This is a genomic window from Bacillus sp. FSL R9-9530, assembly GCF_038008145.1.
Taxonomy (GTDB): Bacteria; Bacillota; Bacilli; order Bacillales; family Bacillaceae_G; genus Bacillus_A; species Bacillus_A mycoides.
Genome location: NZ_JBBOYO010000002.1, coordinates 305,477 through 328,000 on the forward strand (window position 1 = coordinate 305,477; position 22,524 = coordinate 328,000).

Annotated in this window: 24 protein-coding genes and 1 pseudogene; 3 read left to right on the forward strand and 22 right to left on the reverse strand. The window is 33.7% G+C overall.

All coding sequences use genetic code 11. From position 1 onward, the window contains the following. Positions 1-26: 26 nt before the first annotated feature. The 8 genes from MKX66_RS29325 to MKX66_RS29360 form a co-directional block, all read right to left on the reverse strand. Entirely contained in the window at positions 27-671 is a 645-nt protein-coding gene (locus MKX66_RS29325; RefSeq protein WP_326996307.1) for a hypothetical protein, read from the reverse strand. After that, on the reverse strand, positions 649-1,473 hold the full coding sequence (locus MKX66_RS29330; RefSeq protein WP_326996308.1) for a hypothetical protein: 825 nt from the start codon (positions 1,471-1,473) through the stop codon (positions 649-651). The genes MKX66_RS29325 and MKX66_RS29330 overlap by 23 nt, the downstream gene beginning before the upstream one ends. Before the next feature lie 16 nt (positions 1,474-1,489). Then, positions 1,490-2,302 carry a hypothetical protein gene (locus tag MKX66_RS29335; RefSeq protein ID WP_326996309.1) on the reverse strand — a complete coding sequence of 271 codons (813 nt, stop codon included), beginning with the start codon at positions 2,300-2,302 and terminating at the stop codon, positions 1,490-1,492. Continuing rightward, the gene (locus MKX66_RS29340) at positions 2,299-2,856 is read right to left on the reverse strand and encodes a hypothetical protein (RefSeq protein ID WP_326996310.1); all 558 of its coding nucleotides are present in this window, start codon (positions 2,854-2,856) and stop codon (positions 2,299-2,301) included. Before MKX66_RS29340 ends, MKX66_RS29335 begins: the two co-directional genes overlap by 4 nt. Then, positions 2,840-3,169, reverse strand: coding sequence for a hypothetical protein (locus MKX66_RS29345; RefSeq protein ID WP_326996311.1), 330 nt, complete (start codon positions 3,167-3,169; stop codon positions 2,840-2,842). The genes MKX66_RS29340 and MKX66_RS29345 overlap by 17 nt, the downstream gene beginning before the upstream one ends. A gap of 12 nt (positions 3,170-3,181) precedes the next feature. After that, positions 3,182-4,294, reverse strand: a complete 1,113-nt coding sequence (gene dnaN / locus MKX66_RS29350; protein ID WP_326996312.1) for a DNA polymerase III subunit beta — start codon at positions 4,292-4,294, stop codon at positions 3,182-3,184. An 81-nt stretch (positions 4,295-4,375) separates the two neighbouring features. Next, on the reverse strand, positions 4,376-5,224 hold the full coding sequence (locus MKX66_RS29355; protein WP_326996313.1) for a Rad52/Rad22 family DNA repair protein: 849 nt from the start codon (positions 5,222-5,224) through the stop codon (positions 4,376-4,378). Positions 5,225-5,275: 51 nt separating this feature from the next. After that, positions 5,276-5,659: a hypothetical protein gene (locus MKX66_RS29360; RefSeq protein WP_326996314.1), complete on the reverse strand. Its 384-nt coding sequence runs from the start codon at positions 5,657-5,659 to the stop codon at positions 5,276-5,278. 410 nt (positions 5,660-6,069) lie between these two features. Here MKX66_RS29360 and MKX66_RS29365 point away from each other — a divergent pair, with 410 nt between their 5' ends. Continuing rightward, positions 6,070-6,252, forward strand: coding sequence for a hypothetical protein (locus MKX66_RS29365; RefSeq protein WP_326996375.1), 183 nt, complete (start codon positions 6,070-6,072; stop codon positions 6,250-6,252). A 135-nt stretch (positions 6,253-6,387) separates the two neighbouring features. Here MKX66_RS29365 and MKX66_RS29370 read toward each other — a convergent pair whose 3' ends face one another. From MKX66_RS29370 to MKX66_RS29400, 7 genes are all read right to left on the reverse strand, one after another. Further along, complete coding sequence (locus MKX66_RS29370; RefSeq protein WP_326996373.1) at positions 6,388-6,639, reverse strand: hypothetical protein; 252 nt, start codon at positions 6,637-6,639, stop codon at positions 6,388-6,390. Between the two features lie 72 nt (positions 6,640-6,711). Beyond that, entirely contained in the window at positions 6,712-6,996 is a 285-nt protein-coding gene (locus tag MKX66_RS29375; protein ID WP_326996315.1) for a hypothetical protein, read from the reverse strand. 401 nt (positions 6,997-7,397) lie between these two features. Then, on the reverse strand, positions 7,398-7,661 hold the full coding sequence (locus MKX66_RS29380; RefSeq protein ID WP_341088006.1) for a hypothetical protein: 264 nt from the start codon (positions 7,659-7,661) through the stop codon (positions 7,398-7,400). 436 nt (positions 7,662-8,097) lie between these two features. Then, on the reverse strand, positions 8,098-8,385 hold the full coding sequence (locus MKX66_RS29385) for a hypothetical protein (protein ID WP_326996317.1): 288 nt from the start codon (positions 8,383-8,385) through the stop codon (positions 8,098-8,100). Positions 8,386-8,648: 263 nt separating this feature from the next. Further along, positions 8,649-9,617 (reverse strand): sugar phosphate isomerase/epimerase family protein, encoded by a 969-nt coding sequence (locus MKX66_RS29390; RefSeq protein ID WP_326996318.1) that lies wholly within the window; start codon positions 9,615-9,617, stop codon positions 8,649-8,651. After that, positions 9,618-10,655: a Gfo/Idh/MocA family protein gene (locus tag MKX66_RS29395; protein ID WP_445662217.1), complete on the reverse strand. Its 1,038-nt coding sequence runs from the start codon at positions 10,653-10,655 to the stop codon at positions 9,618-9,620. Between the two features lie 14 nt (positions 10,656-10,669). Beyond that, positions 10,670-11,701 carry a Gfo/Idh/MocA family protein gene (locus MKX66_RS29400; protein WP_326996320.1) on the reverse strand — a complete coding sequence of 344 codons (1,032 nt, stop codon included), beginning with the start codon at positions 11,699-11,701 and terminating at the stop codon, positions 10,670-10,672. Between the two features lie 177 nt (positions 11,702-11,878). On the opposite strand from MKX66_RS29400, the gene MKX66_RS29405 reads away from it, so the two are divergent. Then, on the forward strand, positions 11,879-12,850 hold the full coding sequence (locus tag MKX66_RS29405) for an AraC family transcriptional regulator (protein ID WP_341088011.1): 972 nt from the start codon (positions 11,879-11,881) through the stop codon (positions 12,848-12,850). 4 nt (positions 12,851-12,854) lie between these two features. Here MKX66_RS29405 and MKX66_RS29410 read toward each other — a convergent pair. The 3 genes and pseudogenes from MKX66_RS29410 to MKX66_RS29420 all read right to left on the reverse strand — a co-directional run. Continuing rightward, positions 12,855-13,220 (reverse strand): annotated as a pseudogene (locus MKX66_RS29410) (RNA-guided endonuclease TnpB family protein); the annotation flags it as partial. Positions 13,221-13,295: 75 nt separating this feature from the next. Further along, a complete protein-coding gene (locus MKX66_RS29415) occupies positions 13,296-14,222 on the reverse strand; it encodes a hypothetical protein (RefSeq protein WP_341088161.1) in 927 nt (308 codons plus the stop codon). A gap of 9 nt (positions 14,223-14,231) precedes the next feature. After that, entirely contained in the window at positions 14,232-15,215 is a 984-nt protein-coding gene (locus MKX66_RS29420) for an RNA-binding protein (RefSeq protein ID WP_341088013.1), read from the reverse strand. Between the two features lie 339 nt (positions 15,216-15,554). On the opposite strand from MKX66_RS29420, the gene MKX66_RS29425 reads away from it, so the two are divergent. Beyond that, positions 15,555-16,355: a hypothetical protein gene (locus MKX66_RS29425; RefSeq protein WP_341088015.1), complete on the forward strand. Its 801-nt coding sequence runs from the start codon at positions 15,555-15,557 to the stop codon at positions 16,353-16,355. Between the two features lie 276 nt (positions 16,356-16,631). Here MKX66_RS29425 and MKX66_RS29430 read toward each other — a convergent pair whose 3' ends face one another. The 4 genes from MKX66_RS29430 to MKX66_RS29440 form a co-directional block, all read right to left on the reverse strand. Beyond that, the gene (locus MKX66_RS29430) at positions 16,632-19,124 is read right to left on the reverse strand and encodes a DNA translocase FtsK (protein WP_445662218.1); all 2,493 of its coding nucleotides are present in this window, start codon (positions 19,122-19,124) and stop codon (positions 16,632-16,634) included. A gap of 188 nt (positions 19,125-19,312) precedes the next feature. Beyond that, on the reverse strand, positions 19,313-20,116 hold the full coding sequence (locus tag MKX66_RS30965; protein WP_445662219.1) for a hypothetical protein: 804 nt from the start codon (positions 20,114-20,116) through the stop codon (positions 19,313-19,315). A 17-nt stretch (positions 20,117-20,133) separates the two neighbouring features. Next, the gene (locus MKX66_RS29435) at positions 20,134-20,526 is read right to left on the reverse strand and encodes a hypothetical protein (protein ID WP_002139747.1); all 393 of its coding nucleotides are present in this window, start codon (positions 20,524-20,526) and stop codon (positions 20,134-20,136) included. A gap of 189 nt (positions 20,527-20,715) precedes the next feature. Continuing rightward, on the reverse strand, positions 20,716-21,999 hold the full coding sequence (locus tag MKX66_RS29440) for a replication-relaxation family protein (protein WP_341088017.1): 1,284 nt from the start codon (positions 21,997-21,999) through the stop codon (positions 20,716-20,718). Positions 22,000-22,524: the final 525 nt, after the last annotated feature.

A 22,524-nucleotide genomic window follows, 5' to 3' on the forward strand; every position in this document is an offset into this window, starting at 1 on the left:
TTGCTTGTAATTGATCCTGCTATTTTTTAAAAAGTCTTTTCTGATTCTATTAGAATGGAATCAGAAAAACTTTGGTTTTCAAATCGTTTAAATAACTCTCCTACTGGTTCCGTATGAGTGTTTGTAAGGTCATGGTTGAATGAACTTGCAAAGAATAAAACATGAAATGTTTCTAAATCTTTTAAAGTCCGGAATTCAGGAATCATAACTCTACCCGTACATACAGATCCATTAGCATGAACATTAGAGTAAGGAAATTGGTATAGTTTCATTCCTTCTTCTAATTCCATGTCTTCTTTTACAGCAAAGACAGAGATATTCGTAACTCGTTTTTGATACACCGTATAACGAAATAATAGACGTGGAAAGCCTACTTGTTGAAACGGCCGTTCAAAAAATTGAATATCCCACTGAGCCTTTGGTACTTCAATCCAAACAGCTTGTTTATCACCACTCTTGGACAACACCTCGTGTTTTACACACCCTTTTGGGAGTACACCACTAGAGTAATGGGTATTATCTTGTGTACCTTGCTCCATCACTTCTTTTAAAGCTAAATAAAAGTCCTTAAAAGTAACGGCAGTTTCACCACGCCATAATTCATTGTTAAATTGTTGAATGGTTACAATTCCTTTTGGCTCTAAAGCATCAAATATTGCTACTGTCTTCATGTGTTGGTTCCCCCTGCGTAAAGATTGTTTCCAATAAATCTAGTAACATCTCAAATTTATATGGTCCGTATAATGGTTCCTCGCCATAATAGAGATAAAGAGATTCTTCATCAATTTGGTAAGAATACTTTACTGGATAACAATCTAGTAATTTAGAAATTTTTTCTTTATGTTTTGGTGATATGCCTTCTATTGTTTCAGCTATAGCACCCCATGTGTCCTCTGCTACTTTCTGTACTTCCTTTAATGGTATGTCGAATAGTGTAGAGAGCGTTTCATACTCTTCTTCCTCTTCAATAGGAAAAGCTTCTAAGCCCATTTCTTCGATCATGTCCGTACCCAAATTCACAAATTCTTCTTCATGGTCTAATTCATAGATATTCTCTCGTTCTAAATACAAGGGAGAATACTGTGTTACATTAATCGAAAGCGAATGCATTCTTTTAAAGTAATGTAAGAAATGAAATTGACATGAATAAAATTTAAATAGATTTATGTTCAATAGGTTCATGGAAAGTAAGAAGATTACAATCGTATCTGTGGATTCTATGTCCTTCCAACTTAAAGTTTGATTTACATCTAAAAAGTCCACACAAGTTAGGATTTTACCGATTGCCTCATGAGAGATTTTGTTGAAATCTATCTCTATATCTTTTGAAAGACTTTCTAATATATATATTTCCTCTTGGTATCTTTGCTTAATTTGTTCCAAATTTACGATGCTATAAGTTTTGTTTAACTTAAGTGATAGTAAATAATTTGACATCGCTACATTAGATGAATATCCAAATAATTTCTTCATTTTTAGGTCCTCTGTACTAACTTGCTATATTTTTTGCTAACTGTATCTCTTCAAAGATACGAAGTAACATTTCAATTCGTTTAATTGCTGGAAAATATGTATCATCATCATAGAAAAGGTAAAGTTTTTCCTCTTCAGCTTGGTAAAGCATACGTATATCAAACTGATTTTGAATTGCACGAAAGAAACTTTGATCCTCTATCTTGATATTAGAAAACATTTCTCCAATTGAACTCCAAGCATTTGCAACAATGCCGTTTAAATCTTCCATGGAGGTATGAAATAAATCCGAATATTTGGCTAGATGATTTTTATCATCGTTGTCTACCTCTTCATGACCTAATTTCATATCTTGTATTAAATCATTACCCCATCGGTTAAATGACTCCTCACAATCGTGTTCTTCGAAATTATCTCGTTCTAAATATGTTGGAAAATACTCAGATACGGGAATTCCTAGTCTATATTTACGCATAAAGATTTCCATAATATACAGTTGCGATGTATAGAAGCAGGAAAGGTCAATATCTAATGAATTTTGCACAATCATAAAAATTTCTAGTAGTAATTGTGAATCAATTAATTCATTTGAAAAATTTGAGTCTTCTTCTAAATAGGAGACAGCAGCCATTACATGATGAATGGAGCGTTCTGAAATTTTACTGAAGTCTATTTTTCTATAGTTCTCTAAGCAATCTAATATATAAATTTCTTCATGATGTTTCTTATCTGCAAGTAATTCATGCAGTAAGTAATCATTTTTTTGTATTTTTAACGAAAGTAGATACTTTCTTACTTTCTGCTGATTGTATGTAAATAATAATTTCATACCTGGTTCCCCTTCGTCTTTTCTCGGATCATTGCCGCAAGACGGATTATAATTTCATAATAAGAAAGTACCCATTCATCAAATGAGTACTGTTCATAACCATCCTCTAGAAATTCAATCAAAATATGACTGGGATACGCTTCACTTTGATAGGTGTTAAACGAAAATTCATGTAACACGAATTGAAAATCGGATTGTGTTATATGTTTCGACCCTATACATAGATAGTAACCAGCTGTGTCGAAGTAACATCCTTCCGCAGCCATAGAACTAATATCCGAAGCGAAATTCGAATACATGTCTTCTGAGCTAAATAACGTCCCATCTAACAGGTTTTCTTCAGTTCCGAAGGCAAAGTGACAAAATATACGTGTTTGCTCGTTAAAACGCGCAAGCGACTCGAATAATAGTTCACTTGTTATATGCAACCTGTCCCTGTGAAAATCATTGATATTGATTAAGAATGGGATGTTATATTTGCGAATTAATTTTTGTATGCGTAGCATCCGAATGTATACTTTCATCTCATTTCCCTGATTAAATAAATATCTCATCTTCTAGCCCCTGCTTTTCTACATCTTCTAGTTGTTCAGTGAAAAAATGTAAATGTAGCATTTCCTTTAATACACAATCTGGGCCACTTATCCGAAATGAATTACCACTATAAAACGTGACATAATGTCGTAGCTGCTCAAATTGCTTTTCAAATTCATCTATATGTTCTAATGGTATGTTTTCTAAATCAGGCATTTCGTTCGCAATAAATCCATTTATAAGCGATTCAAAGGATTGACGAAGTTCTTGATTATTAGGAAGGACTTCTTTTGACTGTAATAAGTCAAAGAAGTCACTGTGATTCATACTCATTTTGCTTCCCCCTTACACACGAACCGGTAGGATTAACTGCAGATTAGAGTGAGTTGTATCCTCTGCTCCCACTACCACGATAGGTCTCTGATTACTAATCATTTTTATCGCGATTGTTTCAGAAGATATCGTTTGTAATGCTTGCAGCAGATATTCCACATTACAGGCCAATGTAAATGCCTCTACTTGATTACATGGAATTTCTACACTTGCAGTACCTACTTGTGAATTTTGTGGTTTAAGATGGATGCTTTCTTTTCCTTCTGACGTAAGCACGATTAGTGAAGAAAAGGCAGAAAGCTGTTCCAACGTGTTTTTAAATTCTTCACGTGATAGTTGTATTTCACTTTCAAAACCTTCAGGTACCATGCGTGCAGTATCAGGATACGTACCAGCTAGTAACCTAGACTGATAGATAATACTTTCCCCACGAATTAATAGCTGTGTATCATTAATGAGCTTTAATTGTAAATTCGTTTCACGATTAAAGAGCTTTAGAGCCGTTTTAAGGGACTTAATTGGTAACACGACTTCACCATCTTTTGCGATAGTGATCTTAGTACAATCAAAATGTAAACGAGCTAAGCGATGCGCATCAGTAGCAGTACTAAAGAACTTACCATCTACTGATTTTAAGTTCACACCGGTTAGGATCTTACGTGTATCCATTGCAGGAATAGCATGTAAAGTTCCGTTGGCCATTGTTACAAATTGTTCTTGTGAAAGCGAAATCCAATCTTCCCCTGCCTCAATTTTGATTTCAGGATATTCTTCGTGATCCATGGTACAAAAGCTAAATTGCTTTTTCGCATTTTCTACAATTTTTAGCTCATTGTTTTTATGTTCTAAACCAATGAATTCACTTTTGAATTTCTTAATCGTTTTAAGAACTGGAGCAGCTGCAAAAAGCACCTTCCCTGGTTCAGTACAATCCCCACTGTTTACATTAAAGCGTGTCACTAATGTTACTGTTTCTGTACCGTCTGAACCCATTAGGATCATTCCCATTTGATTACAATCTAATAAAACACCTTGTAATGCTGGCATTGGGTTTTTAACGTCTACAGTAGCACTAGCTTTCTCTAATTTTTCGATAAATAAAGTACGGTTAATAGTAAATTTCATAATTTTTCCCTCCAAAAAAGTAATAAAAAAAGAACAGACCTCATATCCTGTTCATTCGTTTCCCTGCTATAAAACAAAGCTTTACGCACTTTGTTGTTTTTTTAACTTTGCTATGAGTTGATGAATGGCTTCTGCATGACCATGAAGTAACCATTCTCTAAAAGACGTGATATCGCCAGTTATATAGGTAGATAACCAGCGATTAAGCTGTTCCTCATTCCCATGGCTAATATCTATCGCCTCATGAATCAACCGTAAACGAGTTATAATGTCCTCTAATCCACCAGTCGTTGTATCCTCGAATGTTCTTGCTTGTGCATTATGATTGTGATTATAAGCAAGCAGAACATCTTTAGATGTAATTCCTAACGGTTTTACTAGCCGTTGCATGTCTTGAATCAAAAGTTCTAGACTAGCTTGGTTATTGACTTGTTCCCTCTTTGAACTTCCTTGTTTATTCTTTAGTTGTAGCATAGTTGGTGGTGTGAAATAATATCCCTTCTTTTGATAAGAAACATAGATACTATTTTGGCCATTACTACGTGTAGAAAGTTCTACCTTACTAGGTTTTATATTGTAAATGTATCTTCCCACGCCCCAAAGTACAGCAGCTCTTTTTAAGCTATTCGAAAAGCCGCCTTTTACAGAACTGTAGTCAGACTCTTCACTTCCATCCTCTTTTGATATCCAGCGTTCATTCAAAAACACTGAGATGGTACACTTCGTTGCGTTCTCACCCCATTTTTCATAAGACACTTGCCATTTATCGATACCAAAGACTTCATCAAATCGGTCCTGAATGGCGCGAGCGTCAACAAATGGAGCTACATACGCGAAAAAACGCCCTTGGCTTTCGAATGTATGTGTAATTTTCCATCCTAATTGTTCTAATGGGAATTCGGCTTGTAAACTTTCCATCATATTCGTCATAATAATCCCCCTACATTATTTGATTTTGTTCCATTTATGTGAATGAAATTGTTATTTCGGATTTGAATGTACCCACTCGTTCTTTCGAAATTCATAAATCATTTCACATATGATCCCTCTGTTTTCATGAAGTAGCCAATCCTCATAGGAAGTAATATCCTTTCCGGATTGAATAGATAGGCGCAAATTCAACTCTTCTATACTCGTGCGACTGATATTCCTTGCTGCATAAATAAGATTTAAGCTTACTTTCAAATCTCTTAAATCAGAAATGGTAATATCCTTAAATGTCGTAGCCTTTGTATTGAAATTTTGATTGTGCGCATGCAACAATGCTACTGAACTGATCCATAATGGATTAGCTAGTTCTTTAATTTCTTCAATGATGGCATGTAAATGAACATTATTTTGTGATTTTTCCATGATTGTATTCATGATGTTCCCTCCTAAGTAATAAAATAATCGCCTAAAGTGTGGGCTATACAATAACTCCAAACTTGAAGACAACACAAAAAGGGCTTCTTCAAGTCGATTAAAAATGTGTATAGCAAAATAAGCTAAATACACTAATCGGCTCAAAGAAGCCCTTTCAAAAATGAAACAAGACGCAACTTGCTTCTACAACTCAACCACAACACAAAAAGGTGTGGGAATAAACGGAATCAATTAAACAATAAATATATCTGTATATTATACTATCTTTATTTTTGATGCAAGTCAGAGTTTACGAACAACTCGCATTTTCTCGTACTGAGGCCTTGCATTTAAATGTTTGTATATTGAAATGTTATTTGAAACTGTAAGGTAAATACTGCTAAACTATAATTACAATGGAGGTGTTTAGATTGAACAAAATGTTTTTGGGATTTACTTTTGTTTCAGTAGGTATTGTATTCTTACTGTTATCATTAACAGTATCGTTACCAAGTGTACTATGGGGAGTTTCACTTGGAACAAGTATTGTACTGAATTTCACAGGTACTGCAATTTTAATGCAGTTTATCAAAATAACAAAAGAGAGTATATAATTAAAGTACGTGACTTGATAAGTGAGGTCACGTACTTTTTACTATAAAAATTAACATCAGAATATAGTATCGCATCTTTTTAAAACATAGTACTCTATTCCAAATTCACAGTAGCACTCTTTCATAGCAAGTATATTACTTACTCCAAAAATCATTGTAATACCATGCTCTATAAGAAATATCCTCTGATACATCCATTACCTTTATACGTCTTCTATGATTCTTAGGATGAACGGGTACGCTATATATCCTTGCATCATCTGGCTTAGCCATATCTTCAACTTCAATTTTCACAACTTTTAAGTGATACGGCATACGACCATTACTAAAAATATCCCCTACACAAATTGTCCAAAGACTCGTTTCTATTTCATTTACATAATTTATCATTTATGCTCCTCTGCGGTTTTATTCAAAAAAAAAGACATTGAACCAAATCGTTCAATGTCTTCTCTACTCTTACAGGTTTGTGTACTCAAAGTACAATTTTTCCGGTTTTCCATACATGTTAATTTCATTTTGATATACAGTAGCTAATTGCTGTGACATCTCAATGCTCTCCATATAGGATAATGAAGCAGCAGCTTCAATTTTTTCTTTAATTTCATTAGGAACGACTGTATAGGATAAACTATCCATTTTACTTCCTAATTTAGTATCTGTAGCAGCTTCATAATAAATCTCAGTAATTAAGACTTCATTATCTTCCGGATCATACATGTATCCTCGGTTAACTGTAATCATTTTATATAACTCCTCTCAAGTTTTACATTCTAATTTCTCGTGCTTTTAGCATTGCAACAAGTACCTTTCATATATATAAATTCCCTAGTGCTTATCTTTTAAATTCCATTCTTTCTCTACTTTACTATAAATTAGCACTTAATATCTTTCTTTACCGTCAAATTCAAAAATCTTTAACAATAATAAGAGGCGATAAAGACCTGGTAAGTGTTTTTCTCCATAATAGAAATAGAATTCCTGCGATTCTACTTTATAAGCAAATTGTACACCTAAGTGTGCAAGAATTTTCTCTATTATCCTTAATATCCCCTTTTCCAAATGAAAAAAGCACAAATCATGTGCTATTTCTTTACATTATTTTTTAGTTGTAATACCTAAATACCTGACTTTTTCATCCTCTTTTATTGTAGTATCTCTACTACAGTACAAGGGGCGCTTGCAAATTTTCTCTCACTACATATTTCTTGTAGTGTTCTAAACGTTTCAAATCCGTTATGCATGACTTTAAGTTTTTCTGAAGTGCTTAACTTTTGAACGTTTAGATCCTCTACACAATCGCAATCATGATACGTTTCTAATAAATAAAACCTTGTGGCTTCATAAGAACTACGAGCATAAATCACTCTCATATTTTTTTTCTTATGCCATACTCTGTAAAATTCCATATTATCTCTCCTCTAAATTAAACAAAAAAAGCACAAAATATGTGCTTTATCATTTAGCAAATTTTTAGCCCTGAGGGTCTATGTATAAGTGATTCCGAACTCGAAGACAACACAAAAAGGGCTTCTTTAAGTCGATTAAAATGTGCATAGCAAAATAAGCTATATATACACTAATCGGCTCAAAGAAGCCCTTTCACAATTGAAACAAGAACACAACTTGTTTCTACAACTCAACCACAACACGTAAGGTGTGGGAATAAACGGAATCAAATAAACAATAAATATACGTTTATATTAAGCTATTTTTATATTATATTCAATTGTTTTTAATTGAATGAAGCTAAGAAGGAATTTTATATGCAGCTGTTATATGTATTGTTTAATAATGCCCCTGTTTCCCCTGCTATAAATCCCCTCTTATTTTCAGTTCTTTGTGTTACTTCATGTACTGCAGTTCAAAATAGAGTTTGTCTGGCTTTTGATTCTTCTCTAAATAACAAAGTATTTCTTTTAGGTTTCCCTCTTCTACTTCTATACTTTCCATGTAGGACATCCTTTCATTTTCTTGAACCTTTTGAAAAATAGCAGTAGGTAGTTTAATTGCATCGAACACACCCATTTTGCTTCCTAGCTTTTGTTCAGATGTAGCATCATAGAAAATTTCATTAACAATTACCTTATTATCATCTGGATCGTACATGAACCCTCTTTGTATACGTAGCAATGTATTACTCCTTTCTTATATATACTCTTTCTAAAAAAAAATATATTTGTATATATCGTTATCGTTGAAAGAGCTATCAAACAATATTATTTCGTAAAATCCGTACTTTGTATAGAGGTAGATACAGGATAATTAGTTTTTGTAATTTATTTTTGAATATTTCGTCCTTTTTTTAACGTTTCTTTTAAAAAAAAGAGAAGCTAATATTCTTTTACGAATGGCTTCTCTGAAAAAAATGTTACTTATTGCTTTTTTAAAGGAAGTTACATCCACCACATCTGTGAAGGGTTTTCTTCAATTAAAATAGATTGAAGATTTTTTGTGGCACGTTTAAATCCTTCTTGAATAGACATGAGTGGATCTTCGTGTTCGATACTTACAACATAATCATATCCATATGTACGAAGTGCACTCATCATTTGCGACCATTCTTCTAAGCTATGGCCACAACCAACAGAACGGAACGTCCAAGCTCTTGTTTTCACTTTACCGTAGGGCTGCATGTCTGTTAAACCATACATATTTACATTATCTTGATCGATGTAAGTGTCTTTTGCATGAAAGTGATAAATTGCATTTTCTTTCATTAATAACTTAATAGCGGCGACAGGGTCAATTCCTTGCCACCATAAATGACTAGGGTCTAAGTTAGCACCTATCGCGTTACATGTTTCTTCACGTAGTTTTAGTAATGTATATGGCGTATGTACTAAGAAACCACCGTGAAGTTCTAAACCAATTTTTACACCATGTTCTTTTGCAAATTCACCAACTTGTTTCCAATAAGGAATGAGCTTTTCTTCCCATTGCCATTTTAAAATATCATTGTATTCATTTGGCCATGGTGCAACAGGCCAATTCGGGTATTTTGCGCCTTCATGGTCACCTGCTACGCCTGAAAAACAATTCACAACAGGTACGTCTAGTAGTGAAGCTAGTTGAATGGTTTTTAACAATGTTTCATGAGATTCTGTTGCAAAAGCAGCATCTGGGGATAATGGATTTCCGTGACAACTAAAAGCGCTAATGATTAAGTCTCTTTTTTGTACATGTTCTATATATACGCTTCTGCCTTGTTCACTTTCTAATAATACATCTAAGTTACAGTGCGAACCTCCAGGATAACAACCTGTACCAATTTCTACTGCATGCAAACCGGCTGCTTGTACATAATCTAGCATTTCTTCAAATTCCATGTGAGAGAAAAGTGTTGTAAATACTCCTAATTTCATTTATCTTCCCGTCCCTTCTTCATGTGTGTTCCCACTTTCGTAAATTGCATCAATAATTTGCGATACTTGCAGCGATTCCTCAGGCTTTACAATTAATTCTTCATCGTATAAGCAAGCTTTTACAAAGTTTTCTGCTTGCAAAATTCCAGGATCACCGTCATTTGCTATCCAAACCGGTTCACTATTTAATATCATATTATGTTTTATTGTATATAACTCAATTGGAAAAACATTTATTCCACCGTTTACTCCGGAGATACTCACATGTACTTCATCATTTTTAATATTTGCTGCCCAAGAAGTTTCAAATAACAATGATGCCCCATTTTCAAATTTTATGTATGCGGTAACATGATCATCAACTTGAAATGTTTTGTAATCATATTTTCCCCACATGTTTACTTGATTTGGTAGCTTACTAACGGCATTATAGACACTACCAATGACGTCTGTTTGTTTTGGATTTCCAATTAGCCAAAGTGCTAAATCAAGAAGATGACAACCGTAATCTATTAAACTTCCTCCACCTTGTAATTCTTTATTTGTGAAAACGCCCCAGCCTGGTACTTTTCGGCGACGGAGTGCTTTTACACGAACAACAAGAGGTGTGCCAATCTCACTTATCATCATTTGTTTTGCAACTTGCGACTCTTTCATGTAACGATAATGATACGCGATAGCAAGTTTTTTACCGTTGTTTTTTGCAGATTCTATCATTTTTTCGCATTCTGCCGCTGTTAAAGCCATCGGTTTTTCGCATAATACATGTTTCCCTGCTTGTAATGCTGCGATAGAAATCTCAGCATGAAACTTATTAGGTGTACAAATACAAACAGCATCAACTTCTTTAAAGACTTCTTCATACGTTTCAAATACATAAGGAATGTTATATGTTTCAGCGATTTGTTTTGCGTGTTCTATGTTTCTATCATGTATAGCCGTAATCGTACAATATTCATGTAAATTTACAAATGCAGGGATATGGCGACCTTGTGCAATTCCTCCGGCCCCTATTATTCCAATGCGTAGTTTCTTCATGTCTTCACCTTTTCTCATAATGGAATTGTAACAATTTGTTTTGTTTCACTTGATTGTATGGCTGCTAAAATGACTTCTAACGATTTCATTCCTTCTACACCATTAATTAACGGCTCTTTATCAGAAAGGATAGATTCTACAAACTGTTCAATTACATGTGAATTACTTTGACCAATTGCAGCATTCGATTGAATTTTATCAAGCTCATATTTTACAACTTCACCATTTTTATATTGAAGAATGAGTGAGTAAGTCGGATCATCTTCTAGTCGAAGAGTGGCCTTTTCACCATAAATAATTGTTGAATTATCTTCTTTGCTAACGTAAGACCAACTTGCTGCAAGTGTTCCGATAATGCCACTTTCGCTTTTCAACATACATACAGCACAATCATCTACATTCGAAAATGTTTTTGCGCTCGTCTCAACAAAGGCACCAACTTCTGTAATTTCTTCATTAAGAATATACCGAATTAAATCCGCTTTATGTACACCTAAATCACCCATTGCACCAAGAAACGCTTCATCTTTTTTAAAGAACCAGCTCTCTTTTCCATCTACACTCCAATTTTCAGGACCACTATGACCAAATGCTGTACGGAAGCTATATATTTTTCCGATTTCTCCATTTTCAATCAATTGTTTTGCCTTTTGGTGAGAAGTAACAAATCGCTGGTTATGACCAATCATTAACTTTTTACCGCTTTTTTCAGCAGCTTCAATCATCATTTCCGCATCTTTTTTTGACGTCGCCATTGGCTTTTCACATAGTACATGGATACCCGATTGTAAAGCAACGATAGAAATTGATGCATGTAAATCATTTGGTGTACATACACTCACTGCATCTAACTCTTCACAATTGATAAGCTCGTTATAGTCAGTGTACATATTTACACCATACTTATTGGCAACTTCTTTTGCGCGCTTTTTATTACTGTCACAAACAGCCACAATCTGTACATATGGGTTTGCTTCGTATTCTGGTAAATGACGATACTGCGCGATGCTTCCGCAGCCAATAACACCTACTTTTAAAATATTCACTATCATATCCTCCTTTTGCTTGATTTGAAATTATTATAGAAATTTTTTTACTGAAAAAATATGCTATATATCGTTATGTTTTTATCAAAAGTTGCCTTTTTCTATAAGAAATAAGGCAACTTACTTATCGCATTTTGATAAAGGTGTTATATTGCTAATAAGGAGGTGTAAACGTCTATGTCAGAAGGGATTTGTAATAAGCTTGCTGAAGCAATTGAAGAAAAGGTTATTTATCAAAATCCATTACTATTTTTAAAGGTATGGGACATTGTTATGGAAACCTCTTATAATAATCAAATTGAGAGTGCCCCTTGGCATTATCATGAAGAGATTGAGTTTCTAGCAATTATAGAAGGAGATTTAGGCATACAAAATAAAGATAAGTATATTGTTCTTGGCCCTGGAGATGTTTTTATTTTTGGGAAATCTGAGTTGCATCGGTCACATAAACCTTCTGCAGGTTCGTTACACTACGTTGTGTTTCAAGTAAATTTAAAACAACACTTTGACCGAAGCATTATACAATATTTACATTGCTTTTCAGAACAAACAAAATCCTTAAATGAGTTAAACTATATTTTTGAACAAAATGAAGTGGTGAAACATGAGGCTTATGTTCTTATTACAGAAATCTTTACAGAATCAAAAATGAAAATGAACGGATATGAAATCGCAATTAGTGCTGCCATTAAGAAATTACTTTTATTACTAGTAAGAAACGACACACATAACATATTAAATTATAGTGAACAAGACGACTTTGCTCGTTTAAAACCAGTACTTGATTATGTAGAAGATCATTTAGGAGAAAAGATAACCGTAACCAAAGCATGTGCATTAATAAATTTAAGCTATCATTATTTCATCAAATACTTTAAAAGAATTATGGGTATTTCCTTTTTAGATTATGTGAATTATAAGCGCATCAAACAAGCTGAAAGTTTATTAATAACAAGTGACCTTAGTATTACAGATGTCGGATGCGAAGTTGGAATTGCAAACATGTCACAGTTTTATAAGTTGTTTAAAAAAGAAAATAACTGTTTACCGAAAGAGTTTAAGCAGCGAATACAAAGCATTGAACTACCCCCACTTTCACTTCGTTTAGAAGTGGAGGATTCCAAAGTAAAGAGTTCTATCGAACTCTAATTTATTAGGCTATCCCCACAGTCCTTGCGGTTAGAAGCTTTATTGCTTCATTCTTTAGATTGATACTTGCGTTAATATCTCTATCATGATGTGTACTACAAGAAGGGCAGTCCCATTTACGTAGGTTTAGGTTTTTAACGTCTTTGTTTTGATATCCACAACAAGAACATAATTGGCTTGAAGCAAATGTTTTCGATACGACAATGACTTGTTTGCTGTACCATTTTGCTTTATATTCCAACATGGTTCAAAACTGTGACCATGATACCTCACTAATTGCTTTTGCTAACTTATGATTCTTTAGCATATTCGATACTTGCAGATCTTCTATACCGATAACATCGTAGTTTTTGATGATTTCAAATGATAAAACACGCAAATCATCTCTATTTGTAAAAGTAAACAAGCCACCCTTTAAAAGAAAGCAATAGCTTGTAAGGGTGGCTTAGTTTGTTGCGAATAGCTTTGTATTTAATTGTTTAATCTCCCCTTCTGCAAGAGGCTGATAAAAAGCATGTTGTAATCCTTGAGAATGTAAGGTTTCTCCTATACATAGCAATACTTTACCAGGAATTAAATCAAGTAGTAGATCATTATTAATTTGCTTTGCCTGTTTTTCAGTAGAAACATAAACAACTAAGATTGTAGGATTATTCCCTAAGTCTTGCATAATAACATCTTTCCCGGACTCTACAAAAGTCTTCCATCTAGCGATAATCCGCTTTAATCGATCCTTTGTATCTGATAATAAGGTGGAGTATACAACAAAATTAAATTTACGATCTTCTCCACCGCTTACTACAAAACTTAAAGGAGGGGTGAAAACACCTTTACTTATAGATGGATGCATAATATGCCCCACAAAGGACGGAGCATAGCGTAGATGGCAGAGTAAGTCTATATCATGCCAATAACGTAGGTGAACATATTTGCCGTGATTATCAAGGCGCTCCGGAGCAAAGTAAAACATATTTCCTTGCCAGTACTTTAAGAGCTTAAACCCATTATCGGATAACGTATAAGCCTCCTCAAGAATTTCCATATCAAAAATCGCTACTTGCCATTTTTCAATGAGACGATAGTAAAGTAGTCCTTGAAGTGCATCATTAATTCTCTTACGCGAAAACTTATCTTTGAATAGATATAATAAATGATTAAAACGAACAGATGTATGAATACCGATGAAAGTTAGTATTGCATGCTGTTCTTCTGTTAAACGCTGCTTAAACGTAACTAATTCGTCATAGGAATGGAATACATAGGTTTTATCCAGACTATGTATCCGATATACCTGAAGTCCCTGTGCGTCCTCATTTGATAAATGTGGGACGGAAGGGAGATATGGAGACATTTGATTCTCTATTGTACGCATAGTCATTCATTAAAATTGAAAGATTGCAGAACTAGATTTTTTACTTTGGCCTTGAGGATAATTTAAAATACGTACAGTTCCTCTGCGATTTTTTGGATCAATATTAAGCAGCTCACATGTAACGATTGTTTGGTTAATTGCATCTTCTGGAGTTGGATTAGCAAGATTACGGCTCTTTAATCCTTTAAATTGAATACCAGGTGCAACTTCTACGAAAATACCAGCAATGGCATCTACACCTACAATTTTACCTACAAAACGGTCACGTCGTTTCTTAAGATCTAATAGCTTTTCCATTGGATCTGTTTCTAGTTTCTTTTTATTTCCTCTAAATTCATAGCGGCCGTTCTTTTCTACTACTTTATCGATAATGAGCTCTACAACATCACCAATAATAATATCCTCCGGACGTACAAATGAATGTGACCAATGTGAGTACCTTACCCCTATAGTTACACCATGGACTTCAACCAGAACGGTTTGTGCAGATGGAATATGACCTGAAACTGTTCCTGTGTATACTTTATTCCCACCTTGTGAGGTTACTTCATCATATAATCTTTTTTGTAATGCGAGCTCTCCTGCTGTGATTGATACAACGGCAAAGTTCCCTTCCTCTGTCTTTTGGAAATGCTCAATGATAACAGGTTTTGTTCTACCTACCAGCCATTGTGGATTCTTAGGGATTGTTATCCCCGCCTCTGTAATCGGGCAATATGCAGTTGTATGGGTACCAATTTGCATCGTAAGTACGGGTATGCGTTCTGATTTACCATTTTTAGTTGGGAACAACTTTTCAGAGACAACTGTAATTAAGCCTTTACCTATAATACGTTCACGTTTCATACGAGCTAACTCTTCTAATTCATGCTCACGTACTCGCTCAAATTGATTGAAGTTTGTTTCTACTGGTGTTTCTTCTACTGTGATTTCTTGTTCAAAAGCCATCCCTAGTTCTTCTGCAACGTGTGTTGTTTCTCTCTCTACTGTCATCCTATTTTCCTCCTAGAACGTAAAAAAGGACACACCTGTACCGTTGGAATGGTACGTAAGGTGTGTCCTTCACGTAAGTTATGTTTTATTTATATAGTTATTAATTAAAATATAATAGTATTTGGAGATTTATGCAAGTGTTATTTAGTTCAGCTTTAAATATTTTCTGTCAGATATCTTATCAATTTGAAATATTGAAATAATCCTTTGGTAATACATCTTTCTAAAATTAATTGTAGTAACTTCGATAACGATTAGCTATAAATAAATATATTAAGTTTTTATAATTTAAAAATATTAATGGTAAAATAGATTAGTATGTATTAAGGAGGTTGGAAGATGGAAACACATTTACAGCAATTATTAAGTTTTTACGAAGAGAAAATTAGTAATTCAAAGTTATTTAGTAAAGTAAAATTCAATGTTTTAATTTATTTATCATTAATGATTCTGCTATTTTTTACACTTATTTTAGGACGAAACACATTTAAGAACTATGCAGTAATAACGATAATAACAATCGCAACATTTATTTCTGTTGCACGCCTAACATACAGGATTGAAGAAAAATTAGGGAATTTGAAAGATTTAACTTTTAAAAACAAGATTGGTATATGTATGTCTTTTGTTGTGGATACCAAATTTTTAATGACTCTGAATGATTCTAAATCGATTAGAGAAGAAAAAATAATTAAATTACGTCAATATTTTCATGAAAAAGGATTTTATACTGAAAAACATTTGAAGGTGTTTATGGATATTTTAGAAAAAGAATATCAAAATCGTTTTAATATATCTCGTTTATCTTTACTTATAAGTATTTTAATTCCTTTATGTACTTACTATATTCAAACAATATTTAATTTTAAAGATGCTAAATTTGATCTTACTAATAATGGACATATCTTTATGTTGAATTTTATTTTTATAGAAATTGCGGTTATTATGTGTCTTGTTTATATTTTTACTAGTTATATGTTAGCATCTTTAAAATCTACATTTTTATTAATATATCCTGTAAGAAAATATGAAGTATTAGATTTAACAAGCTTAGTTAGAGAATTATATCTTGAATGTTATATAGAAGAAAATCAAAATAAAGAAGTTTCACTCATAAGGGGATTTGTAGAAAGAGAATAAAAATTCATATGAGAATTATGATAGTTTTGATAAGACTAGGTTTGAAAATGTAGGTTCAAGTTTCTGTATTGAGTAAATGGAAAGTAAAAAGCTAATTCTATCACATAGAAATTAGCTTTTTATTTTCCATTCATCAACATATTTATCTAAAGGTTGGAATCTAGAAGTTAGATTTTTAATTCTAACTTCTAGACCCCTATCTTATGCATATTCTCCCTTGAAAAATAAAATCTAGAACGTAGATATTCTAAGTTCTATTCTAAATTAAAGAATTTATTAATCAAAAAAAGCATCTAATTCTTTGCTCATCACGTTAGATATATTTTTCTTAGGTTGTTCATTTCTATATGACAGTGGCTGCGTATCACTATACTTATTTTTCTGTTGAGCTTTCAAACGTTCTTGACGTTCTTTATAACTTATACGTTTATACTCTCCCTGCCCTTCATCGTGTCTAGTATTCTCAACCATATTTTTTTCTAAGTTTTTATAGACAGTAGTACTAATTGATTCGTAGACTTTTGCTACTTCTGCATCAAGTCTATTTTCTACCGGAAGCTTTACTACTTCTGTACATGGATTCGGCCTTACATCTATATTTGTTTCTAATTGCTCCGCTATTTTAATTGCAATTCCATCTACTTGTAACTTTTCTAGAAATGGTTCGGTCTTAATTGTGGTATCCATATTCCAGTCTTGTTCCAGTATAGAAATGGATAAATCTTTGTTAAGTTCTGCTTCATCCATTTTTATTTCAGGATAAGCTGCTATATCGGCTTGATTTATGCTAATTACTTCCTCAATTGTTTCTTCTGCCACTGTATCTTGTATTGCAGATGTTCCAAATTCCAACTTTTGTTGCGTACCTATGTCACTTAAGACTCCATTACGTTGTAAAGCATCTAGTAAGCGTGCTGCACGTGTATAACCTATATTAAATTTATCTTGCAGTGCAGATATGGAGGCAGTCCTGGATTCCTTCACAAAAGCTACCACATCATCATACAGGACATCTTTAAAGAAGCTTGTCTCCTCTTGCACGGCTTTCTTGTCTTCGCTTGGCATGGCTGATTCTTGCTGAATACTCTCACCGGTATTTGTTTCGAATAAAACGGGAGATTTTATATCAGACTCCTCTGTCGGTAATGGAACACTACTATCTTTTGAAATTAGAACTTTACGAGGTTCTTTTCCTATATAGGAACTTACAACTAGATTTTGTTCTAACTTCTCAATTAATCGCGCTGTCTTCATATAGCCAATCCTAAATTTTCTTTGTAGAAGGGATGGCGAGACATGCTGTACTTCAATTACGAAGCTTTTAATCTCTCCATATAGAGCAGCTTCATTTTCAGCTTCCTCTTCCTCATTGTGGTTTGTCTGTTGTTCACTAGCAATGGATGTATTTGATACAGCTATATCTTCGACTAATTTTGTTTCATGTTCAGATTTATGATCCTTATAATCATTTAATGATACAAGATGTTGTTGCTCACTGTCTGTTTCTAGGGAATTGTTCTGCTCCATCGTATCATTCTGTATAGGTGGTAGTGGTTCTATTTTCTCCATATTCTTTGCATCTACGTGCTTCATTGGATTTGCTTTATTAATAGAATCCTTGATTAGAAGGAGACGCTCATTTTCCCAATATTGCCCTAGTCTTTCGTCTACTTGAATAATCGCTCTAGCAAACTCTTCTTCAGGTACAAAGTTACTTGTGATTTGTTGTACAGGCTGCACATGATTATCTTGTACGATACGAGCAGCGCAAATAAATGCACCTTGTGCCATAATATCCCCTGGCGACATAACCACTTCTTTTGTTTTTTGATAGGTTGATCCTAAACGACTAACGGGATTCTCTTGCATAGGAGAAATGCCTTGTTCAGATTCAGATTCTTTAAATTCCTCTTTTTCGCCAAACATGTCAGAGAAAATCTTTGCATCATATGGCGTTACATCTCCAAATATCATTTTGTTACGGAATGAGCCCAGCAAGGTAAACATGTACTGCTCTGTGAAATCGAGAGCTAATTGAGATAGTGTTTGGCTTGCAATTGTCAGGATTACTTTATATTTACGAGATTGTGCAGGGAATTCTTTAAACGGGCGGACAACGTAATCTGGGAATTCATCGACAATTATATGGTGGTATGGTGAAACGTTTGGTTCTCTGCGGAATACAGCATTCTGCATACTAAGTAAGACGAATTTTCCTAATACATTAGAAAGGTCTGCCAATTCCCCTTTTGCCGTATTTACTAATAAAATTCCACCTTGTTCTAAATGTACATCAAAATCGAAATCGGATTTACCAAATAAAACTCGTCGTATTAGTACGTTCGAAGCAAGGTCTTTTAAAATATTACGTAATCCTTTTACATATTCTTCTTCTCTATCATAATGCATGGGGTGCCCGCGGTATTTCCCTTTTTTATAAACCGCAGGTTCGCCTTGAGAATCTGTTTTTTCTCGAATGGTATTATCAAACCACTCATCTATCCCTTTTATAATTTTATATTCGTTGTTCTGGTCCCGCGAAGCAGCGCCAGTTTGAACAAAATCGTATAACTTTTCCACCTGTACTTTTAACAGTTTATGCATACGATGGACACGTTCTACATCATCATACATCTCTATCAAGTCGTCGAAGGTTACATCTTTTTGCGGGTTGTGCTGCTTTAATAAATAGATATGTTGCTTAAGATGGTTACGCTGTGCTTGCTCAAAGAATGCATTGTTTGATTCAGATAAACCTTGAATAACCATCGCGAACACTTCTGCTACCTTATCAACTGGCCCACGCAGAATGTTTATGTTTTTTGTATCTGGATTAGTTGGATCAATATAGTAAACAGAGCTTTCAGGAATTTTGTGTGCTTGAACTAATTTGTATACTTTCTGACATAAATCATTACTAGGTTCAATTACAGTAACGCCATTTAAAAAGGTCCCTTTTACTTCTTCCGTATCATAATCATTTTTTTATAAGCATTTTCGAACTTATTAATGAAACGTACCATCCAGTGTAAATCTTGGTTAATCATTGGAATAATTAAACTAGATGTTTTACCAGAGCCAATCGGACCAATAATGATTCCGTTTAGTGTTCGATCTTTCCCTTTAATACGAACCATTTCTTTATGCTCAATATGAGGACCAATTTCTACATCAGGATATATTTGTTGTTCTTGACTATTAAACCATTTTTGTAACTTGTGGTTTTTGTATTCATATTTTTGTACCCATTTTAAAATTTCTTCTCGGTAACGAACAATATGCCCGCTATACCAAAGGGTAAACAAAATCATAAATACAGTCGGTAAAAACACAAATACCATGGTTAATGTGTGGAAATTCCCCGTTAATACATGTCCTACTGTCTGATATTCACCAAAATTAACATGCGTTGCTTTATCCGTGAGATAAGGGATAACTTTTGCGTGAATAGGAGCAGTTGCAAACCATAAGAATTGGATATCAACTGCGATGTGTGAAGCAATTAGAATGAAAAGTTTCCCATTTTTCACATGTAAAGCTGGAATACGGCTGTAGAAACGAAAACTAAATTCTCCTAGAAATAAAGAGAAGAACATTAAGATAAGTGGTATATATGTAATTTCTATAGGATAAGACGGTGGTTCAAATGCATAGTATAGTAACTTTATATAGTTTATTAAACCGACTCCAAAAGAAATAATAAATGCGCTAATTAGTGTAATAGTTGTAAATAAAGGCAACCTTTGCTTAAACGTATTCATAAAGGCTCACCTATTCCTTACAGAAACAGCTGAGCTTTATGGCGAAATGTAAAACGATCTTGTAACTCTGGATTAAATCGCTCTTTTGATTTTTCTAGAAAGAACTTCGCTGCATCTTCAGTCTGTTTTAAATATAGGTCGATACTAGCTTTTTCACAAAGTTTGTCATATTCTTCTTGAGAAAGTACAGCAATATTCACTTCTATTTTCTTAGCAGCTGCAGTTTCAATCAATACGTCGTACCAATAATAATTAGGCTTACCAGGTATTTGAATATCTTGTAGTGAAACGCTGAACTCCGCACCTTCTTCTGTAATATGTTCAAGTACTAGTTCTGGATTTGCTAATGCCTCTCTCACAGAAAGCACTCCCCCATTGGCTGTTAATGCAGTTGTAAATTGTAAGTTCATTTTCATTTTCCACCTTTCTCCAAATAAAAGAAGGCAAGCGACACCCACTGTAAAAACAGCGTGTGTCGCTTGCCTTAATTCATCTGTTCTGATTTGATTGTAATTTTAATTATATGTTCAAACGTTATTCTACCACTTTAAATAATGAAAATCAATAAAATTATATAGTGTTATATAAAAAATAACAGATTAGCATAACTCAACAAGTTTACGTCTTTTCGGATGAACGTTATTTGCAGTACGTACCATGATCTGTTCATCCGTGTCTATATGGATACTTTCATTTTGGGTTGATAGCAGTCGTACATTTTCATAAGTGTCCATCAGAAGAATATCTCTGGGCTTTTCACGTTTAGGATAGATAACTACAAGTGGAACACCGTCATCCCCTTCTCTTCTTGAAAACACGACGTCATCTAATCTAGCGATCATTCGGTAATCATTTTCGTTCCCAAAAATAAAGAAGAAATCTTGTATAACGTATTTGTCTCTCCTATAAGTTCGACGTAGACCGCCATCTATTGGTTCCTTAAATGTTTGTACGTTCTCAACAAATGCATAACGCCACTCAGCATCTCCTACTGTACGTTGAGATAAAGGCACAAGAATATCTTGTTCGAAATTTTGGTTGTCATCTTTTCCAAGAATGATATCTGAAATAAGGTCTCCAGCATCTTTAAGTGAGCAGACGTACATATTTAGATTAGGTATTGTCATTAAAAGTTCGTGATACTCCCTCATAGAAAATAATAGATTCTTCATACGTACGTATGGTGGTTCTGCTTCTTCTGCAAGGAACATTGATTTGTCGTACATGACAAAAATAACTGAAACATTGTCCTTCGCTTTTTGAGCATATTCTACATACTTCCCTACTTTTTCAACTAAGGTAGAATTGGTTTCTTTACACATATCCATTTCAATATAGATATTTTTATCTTGATATGAAATGTGTTCATCAGGTATCACCGGTAACTGGCCATCCTCAATTTTCATATTTTTCTTCAGGTAATAAGAGCGGATATCTAATTTAGATAATATCCCATTGTTTTGTGTCTTCTCTGTAGTAGCTAGTAGAGTACGAACAAGAACCTCACGTGAACATAAAGTGTGAAGTGAATTTATACGTGAATATCTTTTTTTTGAAGCGCCAGATGGGAGCTTCCCTATCTCTTTTAAGAATTCAATTATTTTCTCTTTCAAGGAAAATAAAGCGCGTTTTGTTATACTGTCATCCCTTTTATCTATTTTTTTAGTTAGGATAGCACCATATTGGGAGTATCGATCGAGTTTTGTAAATACGCTTGCTTCTGAACATTCCCTCCCCTCAAATGCACTATATAACGTAGTGATTTGACGTGTTGTAAGGGCTCTTTTGTAATATAAAACTGTAAAAACAAATATGTCTGCTTCTTTTAGATGAAAATATTTTTGGGTACCTGGCCGTTTATATTTATACACTTTTTTAAACACTATATACACCTCGTATCTTAAATTAAACTAAAACTAAATAAGTATCATTTTATATATACTAGTACATCTAAATATTGGTTGTAAAACAAGAAAAAATGAATGAGAGGATTTGCCTTCTAGAGATACCTACTCTTGTACTCCAAAGTTGGGATGATAACTTGCTTTATAAATCTGTAGAAAATTATTGATTTAATGGGATTTACGAGATTGTTCTGATTGTTAGGACGGGGTACTGCTAGATACCTAACAAGCATTCAAAAGAAAAATCACTAATAAAGTGATGTTATACCGCCCTAACAAGACGTAGATAGGAATATTAAGATTTTTATGGATTGAAATTATTCAAGAATTAGAAAAAGGATTTTGATAACAAAGAGTGATTTTCTTTCCTCGTTATTAGATTATTATTTTCTTTTTTGTGATTGAGTGTCTACTTCTACTACTGGTTCAGTGCGAGATTCCATTTTTTTTAGGCTTTTCCTTTTGTGTTGAATCATCAATTTACTTAGATGAAAATTAATGTTA